At 65.4% G+C, this 13,094-nt stretch carries 4 protein-coding genes; 1 reads left to right on the top strand and 3 read right to left on the bottom strand.

All coding sequences use genetic code 11. The annotated features are described in order from the left end of the window. Window positions 1–142: 142 nt before the first annotated feature. Complete coding sequence (locus tag E5X34_RS10105) at window positions 143–1,201, top strand: D-TA family PLP-dependent enzyme (RefSeq protein ID WP_292563636.1); 1,059 nt, start codon at window positions 143–145, stop codon at window positions 1,199–1,201. Window positions 1,202–1,312: 111 nt separating this feature from the next. On the opposite strand, the gene E5X34_RS10100 is transcribed toward E5X34_RS10105, so the two are convergent. The 3 genes from E5X34_RS10100 to E5X34_RS10090 form a co-directional block, all read right to left on the bottom strand. Next, window positions 1,313–2,116: a heme ABC transporter permease gene (locus tag E5X34_RS10100; protein WP_292563633.1), complete on the bottom strand. Its 804-nt coding sequence runs from the start codon at window positions 2,114–2,116 to the stop codon at window positions 1,313–1,315. Window positions 2,117–2,314: 198 nt separating this feature from the next. Next, complete coding sequence (locus E5X34_RS10095; RefSeq protein WP_292195924.1) at window positions 2,315–4,084, bottom strand: glucan ABC transporter ATP-binding protein/ permease; 1,770 nt, start codon at window positions 4,082–4,084, stop codon at window positions 2,315–2,317. Window positions 4,085–4,459: 375 nt separating this feature from the next. Next, entirely contained in the window at window positions 4,460–13,039 is an 8,580-nt protein-coding gene (locus tag E5X34_RS10090) for a glucoamylase family protein (RefSeq protein WP_292563629.1), read from the bottom strand. Window positions 13,040–13,094: the final 55 nt, after the last annotated feature.

Raw genomic sequence — 13,094 nt, 5'->3', positions numbered from 1 at the left:
TCGACGCAAACCCGCTGTTCTGGCCCCGTGACATCCGGCCGGATCGGGACCATAAACCCAGCCGGACTTTTCGATTTTGCGCATGTCTTTGTCCAGAAACCGGATCCCGCTCCCGGGAGACATGCTTTGAATGGTGACTTTCATGCCAAGCATAGACGACCTCGACACGCCGGCGATCCTGATCGATGCGGCCCGCGCCGAAGCCAACATCAAAAAGGCGCAGGCGCATGCCGACGCCCATGGATTGAAGCTGCGGCCGCACATCAAGACGCACAAGCTGCCCTATTGGGCCAAGAAGCAGGTAGCGGCCGGCGCCGTCGGTATCACCTGCCAGAAGATCGGCGAGGCCGAGGTGATGGCCGATGCAGGGCTGCAGGATATTTTCCTGCCCTACAACATCCTTGGCCGCGCCAAGCTGGAGCGGCTGAAGGCGCTGCATGGGCGCGTCACTCTTTCGGTGACGGCGGACAGCCATGAGACGCTGGAAGGCCTGGCCGCCACCTTCACCGATGCCGGTCATCCGCTGCAGGTGCTGGTCGAGTGCGACACCAGCATGGGCCGCTGCGGCGTGCAGACCCCGGCCGATGCGGTGGCGCTGGCCAAGGTGATCGACCAAGCCAAGGGCCTCGCCTTCGGCGGGCTGATGACCTACCCGGCGGCCGGCCGCGCGGCGCAAGCCGAGGCCTGGATGAAAAGCGCGCAGGACGCGCTTGCCGCGACGGGGCTTGAATGCCCGCGCGTCTCCAGCGGCGGGACGCCGGATATGTGGCGCTCGGGCGAGAACAGCATCGTCACCGAATACCGGCCCGGCACCTACATCTATCTCGACCGCTACCAGGTCGCCAAAGGCGTCGGCACGCTGGACGACTGCGCGCTGACGGTGCTTGCCACCGTCGTCAGCCACCCGACGCCGACCCGCGCCATCCTCGACTCAGGCAGCAAGGCGCTGTCCTCCGACACGCTCGGCCTGCCGGAGTTCGGCGAGTTGCTGGGCATGCCCGGCGCCCGCGTCACCGGCTTGAGCGAGGAGCACGGCACCGTCACGCTTGCCGATGGCGCGGGGCTTCGCATCGGTGAGCGGGTGCGCGTCGTGCCCGATCATTGCTGCGTGGTGACGAATTTGTTCGATCAGGTGCATCTGATCGACGGCGACACGGTGCTGGAAACGCTGCCGGTGGCGGCAAGGGGTAAGATGGGGTGAAGCGCGCCTCTCCTTCTCCCCTTGTGGGAGAAGGTGGATCGGCGCGTTAGCGCCGAGACGGATGAGGGGTGTTCCAGCGGAGTGAGAGGATGGCGTTCCCTGGAACACCCCTCATCCGGCCGCTTCGCGGCCCCCTTCTCCCACAAGGGGAGAAGGGGGAGCCTTCTCAGCCTGCCTTGCCGCAACTCTCCGCATCGCCGTCACCCGCCGCCTGAATATCTCCGTGCGCATGGCCATCAGATGCAAGGCGAAGAACAGCACGGTGAAGCCCAGCGCCATCACGGCAAGCGGCCACAGCATCGACGGGTCGATGGTCGGGCCGCCGAGGCGGAAGACGGAGGCGGGCTGGTGCAGCGTGTTCCACCAGTCGACCGAGAATTTGATGATCGGGATGTTGATGAAGCCGACCAGCGTGATGATGGCCGCCGCCCAGGCGGCGCGGCCGGCATCGTCCAGCGCGCGGGTCAGCGCGATGATGCCCAGATACATCAGGAAAAGCACGAAGACAGAGGTCAGCCGCGCATCCCAGACCCACCAGGTGCCCCACATCGGCTTGCCCCAGATGGAGCCGGTGATCAGCGCGAGCGCGGTAAAGGTGGCGCCGATCGGAGCGGCCGATTTCAGCGCGACGTCGGCCAGCGGGTGGCGCCAGACCAGCGTGCCCAGCGCCGAGATCGCCATGATCGTGTAGCACATCATGGCGAGCCAGGCGAAGGGGACGTGGATATACATGATGCGCACGGTGATGCCCTGCTGGAAATCCTCCGGCGCTGTGAAGCTCATATAGAGGCCGACCGAGAGCAGGATCGCCGCCACCACCGCCAGCCACGGAATGACCTTGTCGGCCAGCCCGACAAAGCGAGTCGGGTTGGCGAGATCGATCCAACCGGCAAAGCGTGAAGTGGTGTCGCTCATGGCGACCTAAATAGACCGGCAATGTGTCGGGGGCAATTCCCTTCCCCTGTTGTGGAGAAGGTGTCGCCGATGGCTACGGATTAGGGGCGTTCCAGATGACACCAACGTCTCACTCCGCTGGAACACCCCTCATCCGTCTCGGCGCTATCGCGCCGATCCACCTTCTCCCACAAGGGGAGAAGGGAGAGCTCTGTGCTTTTACGCCGCTTCCGTCACCGGACGGCTGAGGCGGCGGACCTCTTCGTCGTTGAGCAGGCCGCCGGCACGCAGCAGGGCGGCGAAGCGGCCGTTGCGCAGCGACAGCTCGGTGAAGCCGCCCATCTCGACCACCTTGCCCTTGTCCATGAAGACGACGAGGTCGGCGTCGCGGACCGTGGTCAGGCGGTGGGCGATGATGAAGGTCGTGCGGTTGCGGCGCAGCTCGTCGATCGCTTCCTTGACACGGTCCTCGGTCTCGACGTCGAGCGCGCTGGTGGCCTCGTCGAGCACCAGGATCGGCGCATCCTTCAGCACGGCGCGGGCGATGGCGATACGCTGGCGCTCGCCACCCGAGAGCTGGCCGCCGCGCTCGCCGACGACGGTGTCGTAGCCGCTGCTCTTCGCCAGGATGAAGTCCTGCGCGGCGGCCGCATTGGCCGCGGCGTGCACTTCGTCATTGCTCGCATCGGCGCGGCCGACGCGGATATTGTCCTCGATCGAGCGGTTGAGCAGGCCGGCGTCCTGGAAGACGGTGGCGATCGAGTGGCGCAGCGACTTGCGGGTCACGGTCCTGGTGTCGATGCCGTCGATCAGGATACGACCGCTGGACGGCGTGAAGACCCGCTGCAAGAGATTGATCAGCGTCGTCTTGCCGGCGCCGGTCGGACCGACGATGGCGACCGTCTGGCCAGCCTGGACCTCGAACGAGACGTCCTCGATGCCGTGGCCCGAATTGGCGAACTCGAAGCTGACATCCTCGAAGCGCACATGGCCGGTGACGTTGGTGAGCTCGCGCAGGCCATCCGGCTCGATGGTCTCGGCAGCCGAGTCCTCAAGGCGGTAGAAATCCTCGAGCTTGGCGCGGGCCTCGGAAATCTGGGTGGTGAAAGCCGACATCTGGTCGAGACGGGCGATCAGCATTCCGGCAAAGCCGGTGAAGGCGACGACATCGCCGACGCGGAGCTGGCCACGGGTGACCAGATAGGCGCCGATCGACAGCACGATCATCATCGAGATGGTCGACGACAGGCGGTTCAGCGCATTGGCGATCGCCCACCAGTCGAGCACAGGGTTCTGCGCGTCGAGCAGGTCCTTGACGTAACGCTTCAGCGTCGCGGTCTCGTGGCCGATGCGGTTATAGCTCTGCAGCACGGCGACATTGCTGACCGAGTCGGACACATGGGCAAAGACGGTGTGGTAGTGGCGCTCGACGGCGGTCTGCCCCGCCTTGGTGCGACGCATGACGATACGGCCGATGCCGACATAGAGAATGCCGAGGCCGAGCAGCACGACGGACATGCGGATATCCATGGCAAGCGCGGTCGGCACCAGCAGCACCAGCGCGATGGCCGTCGACAGATGCACGCGCATGAATTCGAGCCATAGGCTGAACAGGGTCTCGACGGCGCGCAGCAGCGTGTGCAGCGAATTGGACGTGCCGCGCTGGTGATGCCAGGCAAGCGGCATGGTGATCACGCGCTCGAAGGACTGGCACAGCACTTCCGAGCGGCGGGCATGGGCGAACCGGTCGGCGCCGCGCGCCACCAGCACGAAGGCAATGACGTTGAAAGCACCAAGCGCGGCCCATACGGCGAGCGTCGAAAACACAGGGCCTTTCTCGGAGATGGCACCGATCACCCTGCCCAGCAGGATTGGCTCGAGGATCGCGATCGCGGCGAGCGCGATGTTGGCGCCGCAAATCAGCGCGACGCGCTTCTTGTCGGCCGCCAGATAACCCAGCGCTCTAAAGTAGATCTGCAGAAGTGACACTTCAGCTACTCCGCCAAACTCTTGTCTGTGCTCAATGCCCGAATTGTGCACCGCACCATTTTGTGACACGTAACGGTAAACGTGTCGCGAAACAATGCGTCGTCTATCCCTTCCGTTCCGATTTAGCGAACAAAAGATGACGACGGTACGAAATCTGACGTGATCACCTAACGGTTTGAGATAAAAGGTGAAATGTCAGCCTTGCGGCAAAATAGTGGCACTTTGCTCCCACTGCCACATTTTTAATCACAGCCTGCTTGCTTAGCCTGCCCTAAAGGAAGGCCCGCGATCGCGCGCGGGAGCGGCGCCAAGTAAAAAACGGCGATCGGCCGCGCACCACGAGGGATGCGCGGCCGACAAGCCAAGTCTTTGATTTTATGCAGGTATCCTTACGACGACCTCGGTCTTGTCGCCGGCTTTCGGCTCAAAAGATGCAGATTTTTTCTTCGAACCATCGACTTCTAGCGAGATCGACTTGGTCTTTTTGTCGCGGATGACCCGAACCTTGATCTCGCCGCCGAACATCTTGAGCGTCGCGGCGTAACCATCCCAGTGTCCGGGCAGCTTCGGCCTAAACGTGATCTCCCTGCCGCGCCGCTCGATGCCGAGGATGCCTTCCACCGCGGCGCGGTAAAGCCAGCCGGCCGAGCCCGTGTACCAGGTCCAGCCGCCGCGGCCGCCCTTGCCTTGGCCGGCATAGATGTCGGCGGCCACGACATAGGGCTCGACACGGTAATGCTCGGCCGCCGCCTCGTCCGAGGCGTGATTGACCGGGTTTAGCATCGAGAAGCAGCGATAGGCTTCGTCGGTGCGGCCCATTTCGGCCAGCGCGATCACGAACCAGGTGGCGGCATGGGTGTACTGGCCGCCATTCTCACGCACGCCCGGCGGATAGCTCTTGATGTAGCCGGGGTCCTTCTCGCTTTTCGAGAAGGGCGGCGTGAACAGCTTGACGATCTTGAGCTCGTCATCGACCAGCATGTTGGTCGCCTGCTCCATGGCCGTCGTCGAGCGGGCCGGATCGCCCTCGCCCGACAGCACGCTCCAGGATTGAGCGATCGAGTCGATCTTGCACTCGTCCGAATTGTGCGAGCCGAGCGGCGTGCCGTCGTCGAAACTGCCGCGCCGGTACCATTGACCGTCCCAGGCGGTGCTTTCCAGCGCCCGCTTCAGCATGTCGGCGTGCTTCAACCAGGCCTGCGCCCGCTTGGCATCGCCCTGCCCTTTGGCGACAGGCGCAAAGTCGGTGAGGGTCTTCAGGAGGAACCAGCCCAGCCACACGCTCTCGCCCTTGCCGCCCTCGCCGACACGGTTCATGCCGTCGTTCCAGTCGCCGCCCAGGATGAGCGGCAGGCCGGCAGGGCTGCTGCGCTTGATCGCGAGATCGAGCGCCCGCGCGCAATGATCGTAGAGCGAAGCGGTGTTCTTGGTGATCTCGGGCGTGAAGAAGGCGTCATGCTCGCCTTCGCCGAGTTGCTGCCCGTCGATGAAGGGCAACTGCTCCTTGAGGATAGCGGCGTCGCCGGTCACCTCGATGTAGCGCGCCGTCGCATGCGCCAGCCAGACGACGTCGTCCGAGATCATGGTGCGGACGCCGGCATCGGTGCGCGGCAGCCACCAGTGCTGCACGTCGCCCTCCGGGAACTGCCGGCGCGCCGCATTGAGGATCTGGTCGCGCGCCAGCTTCGGATCATGCGCCAGAAGGGCGAGCGTGTCCTGCAACTGGTCGCGGAAGCCGAAGGCGCCGCTGGCCTGGTAGAACGCCGAGCGCGCGCGGATGCGGCAGGCCAGGCTCTGGTAAGGCAGCCAGTGGTTGACCATGGCGTTCATCGCCTCGTCCGGCGTCTCGACCTGGATGGTGTCGAGGAAGCCGCGCCAGGCCTTTTCATTGTCGGCAAGGCGCTGGTCGAAATCCTTGCCGCGATGGGTCTGCACCAGCGCGCTTGCCTCGGCGGGCGTTGCCGCGTCGCCGAGCAGCCAGGACAGCGTGACGTCGCCGCCGGCGGGGATGTCGATGTCGCTGGCGACGACCGCGCAAGGGTCATCGCCCGCCTCGATGCGACCGGAGAGCGCAAGCCCGCCCAGCACGGCCTGCGGATACTCCGTCGTGCCGTGCCTGCCGATGAATTCGGAGCGGTCGGCGGTCACCGAATGGATCGGATGGCTTGCGCCCAGGAAGGCGACACGCTCGCCGAAGTCGAGGCCGTAGGGGTTCTGCGCCAGCATGGCCCCTGTTGCCGTGTCCCGCGCGGGCACGATGGTCGCCGCCGTGCGCGAGCGATGGCCGCCCAGCACCCATTCGGCATAGGCATAGACGCGCAGCCGCGCCGGCACCGATCCGGAATTCTGGATGCGCAACCGGCTGATCTTCACCGGATCGACGGGATCCACCACCTGCGTCAGGTCCATCGACAACGGGCCGCGCTTGGAGCGGAAGGTCGAAAAGCCCTGGCCGTGCCAGGTCTCATACGTCATCGACGGATCGCGGACCGTCGCCGCCATCGGCGAGAACGCCTTGCCGCTGGCATGGTCGAAGACATAGAAGCCCTCGCCCGGCCGGTTCGACACCGGATCGTTCGACCATGGCGTCAGCTGATAGTCGCGGCTGTTGCGGCTCCAGGTGAAGCCTGCGCCTTCGGCCGAGACGTGGAAGCCGAAGGAGGCGTTGGAGATGACGTTGATCCAGGGCTGCGGCGTCACACGCCGTCCGGTCAGCCGCGTGACATAGTGGCGGCCGTCGCCGTCGAAGCCGCCATAGCCGTTCCAGAGGCTGAGGCCTCGGCCGTCGGCGGCGATATCGGCTCCAGCCTGGCTTGCCGGCACCGGCAAAGGCAGCGGAGGGCTGGGTTCGCGCGGTGAACCGCCCTCGGCCTGCAGCAAGGCATCGCGGGCCTGCAGCGCCGCGGTCTCGGCGCGTTCGAGCTGATCGAAGATCGTGCCGTTGCGGGTGTGAAGAACCACCCGCGCGACCGACAGCAGGGTCTTGTAGGTCGGCTCGTCCATCAGGTCGCGGCGCACCGCGAAGATGTGCTGGCGCGGCCCAAGCTCGCGGCCGCGCAGGCGGCTGTTCTCGCACAGCGTCTCCACCGCGCGCTGCAGGTCCTGCACATAGGACGAGGCCTGCTCGTTGACGACGACGAAGTCGATCATCATGCCGCGCGCCCGCATATATTCCTGGAAGCGCAGCGCCTGGGCGACGATCTCGAGATCGGCGACGTCGCCGATGCGCACGAGGAAGATCGGGAAATCGCCGGAGATGCTGGTCGGCCACAGGCTCGACTGGCGGCCGAGACCCGAGGCGATGGATTCCGCCGGCAGGCGCAGGAACGGATCGGGATAGATCAGGTAGCGCGCCAGCTTCTGCACATTGGCGGCGTCGGTGAGGCTGAGGCCCAGATGGCGCGTCTGCACCTGGCTGCGCGTCCAGGCAAGCATCGCCTGGCGGGCGAAGCTCTCCTGATGGTCGAGCCGGGCGATCGCCTCGTCGAGCTCGGCGCGATTGGCGCCGACGGCGGTCCAAAAGGTCAGCGAGATCTTCTTGTTGGCCGGCACGCGCACCTGGCGGCGCAGCGCCGCCACGGGGTCCAGCGTGAAGCCCTGGCTGCCGGAAAGCCGGACGCCGGGGTCGAAGGCGACGGCATCGGCGATGGTGCGGCCGCGGCCGATGAAGGCGCGCCGATCGGTTTCGGCCTCGGCATCGCGCGACGGGCCCGACGGGTCGGTGACGAAATGCACCATGGTAAGGTCGGGGTCGTTCTTGTCGCGCTTGCGGCGCGTGGCGAAGATCGCGCTGTTGTTCGGCGCGATCTCGGTCTCGACGAACATCTTGGAGAAGGCCGGATGGGCGTTGTCCGAGGCCTCGTTGCCGAGCACCAGCTCGGCGAAGGATGTCACCTCGATATGCCGGTCGGTGACACCGTCATTGTAGAGGGTGATGCGGCGGCCTTCGCCATTGCCCTCGGAAATGACGATGCACTCGACCTCGGAACGCAGCGAGCCGACGGACTTGGTGAAGCTCGCCTTGTCGTCGCCGAACAGCGTCTGGACGCGCTCGCCCTCGGCGCGCTTCGGCTCGGCGGTGGCGGACCACCAGTCGCCCGTCGCGGTGTCGCGCAGGAAGATGTAGGAGCCGAGGCGATCCTCGCTCGGATCCGGCTGCCAGCGGGTGACGGCAAGCTCGCCGAAGCGGCTGTAGCCGGAGCCGGTCGCGGTGACCATGACCGAATAGCGGCCGTTGGACATGACGTTGGTCGCCCGCAGCGCCTTGATGGGATCAAGGATGACGCGGCTGTCCGGGCTCTCCGTCTCGGTCTCGTCCTTCGATCGCTCGTCGGCTTCCGTCCTGACGGTCGCGGTCGGAATGTCGCGCGGCGCCTTCTCCTGCAGGAGAAGCTCGGCCGACTCGATCACCGGATCGCTGTGGAAACGCTCGCGCAGCCGGCCCTCGAAAATGGCGTCGGCGACAGCGGCAATCGACATGCCGGAATGGTGCGCCATATAGTTCTGCACCACCGCATGGTCGGTGCCTTCAGGCACGCGCTGCGGCGTGAAATCGACCGCGTCATAGAAACCGTGGCGGCCAAGCGCGCCGATCGAGCGCAACCTCTGCAGGTTCTGCACCGCCTCGCGCGGGCTGAACTGCGCCGCGAGAATCGTCGCATAGGGCGCGATCACGGTGTTCTGGCCAAGGCCGCGCTTCAGGCCGAGGCCGGGCACGCCGAAATTGGTGTACTGATAGGTGAGCTCGCGGTCGCGGGCGTTGTAGGCCGCTTCCGAAATGCCCCAGGGCACGTTCTTGGAACGCGCATACTGGATCTGGCGCTTGATGATGAGCTTGCTGGTCTGGTTGAGGATCGAGCCCTGCGGCTCCTTCATCACCAGAGGCGGCATCAGATACTCGAACATCGAGCCCGACCAGGACATCAGCGCGCCCTGGAAGCCGATCTCGACGATCGGGCGTCCCAGACGGAACCAATGCTCGGTCGGCAGGTCGCCCTTGGCGATGGCGAACAGGCTCGTCAGCCGCGCCTCGGATGCGAGAAGGTCGTAGCAGCTTTCGTCGAGCTGGCGGTCCTCGACGCGGTAGCCGATCGAGAGCAGCTTGCGCTCCTGGCGCATCAGGAAGGAGAAATCCATCTCGAAGGCGTAGCGGCGGCAGCGCTCGCGCAGAGCGAGCAGCTTGGCGCGCAGAGCGGCGACGGCGCTCTCGTCATTGTGCGAATCGTGCACATGCGCCTCGCAGGTCGCCTCGAGCCTCGCCGCCCAGTCGGCGATGACATCGCTCTTGGGCGAGGCCGCCTCGGTGTGGATGGCGGTGGCGAGCTTGCGGATCTCGCCGGCGAGCACGGCAAGGTTGATGGTGCGGATCGAGGCCATCTCCGGCTGCGCCTTGATGGTCGCAACCGCGCGGCGCATGCCGTCGAGACGGTCGGCCAGGCGCTGGCGCAGCGGCCGCAGCTGCCGGCGATCGTCCGGCAGCTCTTCCAGGCTTTCGTCGAGGATGGTGACGGTGTCGATGATGCCTTCGAAATCACCCTGCAGATGCACGGACGGCGCTTCGGCCCATTCGGCGCAGGAGGCCGCAACCGCGACCAGATGTCCGGCGAGATTGCCGCTGTCGACCGCCGAGATGTAAAGTGGATAGAGCGGCTTCAGCGTCGTCGTGTCATACCAGTTGTAGAGATGGCCGCGGTCGCGCGGCATGTTCTCGATGGTCGTCATCGTGGCGTCGATGCGGGTGATGGCATCCGACAGGCTGATCCAGCCGAAATCGCGCGCCGACACCACCGACAGCAGATAGACGCCGATATTGGTCGGCGAGGTGCGCGGCGCCACCACCGGCGCCGGGCTTTCCTGGAAATTGTCCGGCGGCAAATGATGCTGCTCGGGCGTGACGAAGGTCTCGAAATAGTGCCATGTGCGGCGCGCGAAGGTACGCAGCACCTGGATGTCGGCGCTCGAGATGCGCAGCCTGTCCTCGGTCTCGGCCGAACGGCTGATCCAGCAGGCGACGGCGGGAGACGCGATCCAGAAGATGGCGAAGAAGAAGGCGACGAAGGCGCCGGTGGAATCGGCCAGCACCGGAATGGCGAGGCCCACCACGCCGATGATCACCGCGCCATACATCATGCCGTAATAGGCGCCGAGATCGTTGCCGCCCTTGGCCGCCTGCGAGGCGGTGCGCCATTCGAGCAGGTTCTGCCGGCTGACGAAGAGGCGGTAGATGGTGCGGATGATGGCGTCGCCCATCATCCAGGCGAGATGCGCCATCAACAGCACCTTCAGCGCCACAAGCGCAGTGCCGAACACAGTGTCGCGCGCAAGCGCCGAGAAGTGGCCGCGCGGCGTCTGGTCGCCGCTCTTGGGCAGGATGCCGTTCACGATGTCGAAGGTAGGCGCCATGAACAGGCTGAGGATCATAAGCGCCTGCCACTGCGCCGCCTGGGTGAAGGGCAGCAGCGTCCAGCCCGCGACGCAGGCCATGACCCAGAAGATCGGGGTGACCGAGCGGCGCAGATTGTCGACCATCTTCCAGCGCGACAGCGCCGGCACGCCGGAGCGCGGGTCGAAAATGTAGCCGAGCAGCTGCCAGTCGCCCCGCGCCCAACGGTGATGGCGCGAGGCGTCGACCGAGTAGCGGGTGGGATAGTCCTCGACCAGCTCGACGTCGGTGACCAAAGCGGCGCGCGAGAGCGCGCCTTCGAGCAGGTCGTGGCTGAGGATGGTGTTTTCGTCGATGCGGTTCTTCAGCGCCGCCTCGAAGGCGTCGACATGGTAGAGGCCCTTGCCGGTGAAGGAACCGTCGCCGAAGACGTCCTGGTAGACGTCGGATACGGCGAAGACATAAGGGTCGAGGCCGCGATTGGCCGAGAAGACGCGCTGGAAGAAGGAGGCATCGTCGCCGCTGGTCAGCGAGGCCGTGATGCGCGGCTGCAGGATGGTGTAGCCGGCCGTGACGACGCGCTTGACCGGATCGAAATGCGGGCGGTTCAGCGGATGGGCGAGCTTGCCGACCAGGCTCGAAACCGCATCGCGCGTCGTGCGCGTGTCGGCGTCGAGCGTCATCACATAGACGACCTTTTCCGGCAGCGGCACGTCGAGCGGCAGGAAGGTGGTGTCGCTGTCGCCACGCAAGAGAAGGTTCAGCTCGTGCAGCTTGCCACGCTTGCGCTCCCAGCCCATCCAGCAGCCCTGCGCCTGGTTGTAGAGCCGGCGGCGATGCAAGAGGTAGAAGCGCGGCGAGCCTTCCGACGGATAGCGGGCGTTGAGCCTGGCGATCTCGTCACGGGCATATTGCAGGATCTCGATGTCGGCGGCGTCGATCTCGGTCTTGGAATCCGGCCAGTCGGACAACAGCGCGAAATGGATCTCTTCGGCCGTGTTGGCGAGGTGGTGCACCTCGATGTTGCGGATGTTTTCCTCGACGTCGTCGCGCGAGCCGATCAGCGAGGGCACCACGACCAGCGTGCGCGCCTGCACTGGAATACCGTGCTTGTTGTAGTCGTAGCCGACAAGCCGGGTCGGCTTGAGAAACAGCGCCACGACGGTGTTGAAGAAGGCCAGCGCGCCTTCGCTTGCCGGCACCGCGAACAGCGCCAGCATCAGCGTGATCGATTCCACCGACAGGCCGAGATTGGCGAGCGCCCTGCCCGACAAAACCAGCAGCAGCGCCGTCAGAAGGAAAACCGGGCCGACGATGCCCATCCAGCCAGCGCTGGCAAAGGCACGCTTGAAGGTCACATAGAAAGGCGGCCGGTAGCCGATCGCCTTTTCCAGCTCCTGACGGCGCGGCCCGACCAGGAAGAAGCCGACATCGGTATGCACGTCCGGGTCCGCCGTTTCCGGTACACCGGATGCATCGGTGACGCCGGGCGTGTGGCCGGCAAGCTCGATCGCCTTTTCGGCCACCCGATATTCGGACAGCTCGGAGCGCCGCGCCAGTTGCTCGATCGCGGTGCGGTACTGGTCGCGCGAGAAGAAATCGAGGTCGGCGAAATCGGTCTTCTCACGCAGCAGCGTGTCGATGCGGCTGACGCCTTCGAACCAGACCGTCCAGTCGACGTCGTTGATAAGGCGCAGGCCGCGGATGATGTTGCCGGTGGTGACGTTGCCGCTGGACAGCGTCTGATGCTCGGAGATGATGATCTCCTCGGCGTCGGAGCCGGTCTTTTCCAGCTCGCCTTCCAGCCATTCCAGCGCCCGGCCGGCGTTCTGCGACCCGTCGCGCAGGCGGTAGAGCAACTGGGTGGCAAAAGTGGTGTCCTGCGCATGCGCGCTGTAGTTGGACAGGATCCTGGTGCGGTCGGCATTGTCGTCGGTCGCCAGCACTCGGTCGGCAACCTCGTTGGCGATGTGTCGCATCTGCCTGGTGCGGTCGACGCGCACGGCGATGCGACGCAGGTTCTCGATCAGCACAAAGCGCAGCAACGAGGGCAGCGCCCAGAGCTCGCCGATCTTCATCGGCTCGACCGACTGGAAGCCCTCGACGATGGCCTTGAACATGTTGGCCGAGACGGAGCTGTCGGAATGCTCGACATAGCTCCAGGCAACGACGAAGGCGCGCGGCAGCACCGTGCCGTCGCCGAGCGTGAGCGTCGGCAGCTGGCGGTAGAAGCGGCGCGGCAGGTCGCGCTTGACCTGGAAGATCGTCTCCTCGACCAAATAGTTGTTGTCGAGCAGCCACTGCGCGGCCGGCGTGATGGTCTCGCCCTTGGCCTGGGCGGCATTGGTCGAACGGTAGACTTCGAGGATCTTCTTGGCGCTGTCGCGGATGCGGGCCTGGAACTCGAACGGGGCGAGGCCGAACAGGTCCTTGACCTCGCCCTTGGCTAAAGCGACGCCCAAGGCGCGCAGCCGGTCCTCAGGCAGGAAATTGGAGCGTATCGGCGCTTCCGTCACCAACGGGAAGCCGGCGCTTGTCTGTTCGATCTTGTTGGGATTGGTCTGAATGTTCATTGAAAATTCCGTAAGCGGGGGCGCAATGCGGCGTCACCGCCACGGCAATGGCCCT

The sequence above is a fragment of the Mesorhizobium sp. genome (genome assembly GCF_004963255.1).
Lineage (GTDB): Bacteria > Pseudomonadota > Alphaproteobacteria > Rhizobiales > Rhizobiaceae > Mesorhizobium.
The sequence above is the reverse complement of the archived record's forward strand: the minus strand, read 5'-3'. Positions and strand labels throughout refer to the sequence as shown.

Bases quoted from the DNA above. Each gene is read 5' to 3' on its own strand.
- E5X34_RS10105 (WP_292563636.1), top strand. From the start codon at position 143: ATGCCAAGCATAGACGACCTCGACACGCCGGCGATCCTGATCGATGCG.
- E5X34_RS10090 (WP_292563629.1), bottom strand. From the start codon at position 13,039: ATGAACATTCAGACCAATCCCAACAAGATCGAACAGACAAGCGCCGGC.
- E5X34_RS10100 (WP_292563633.1), bottom strand. From the start codon at position 2,116: ATGAGCGACACCACTTCACGCTTTGCCGGTTGGATCGATCTCGCCAAC.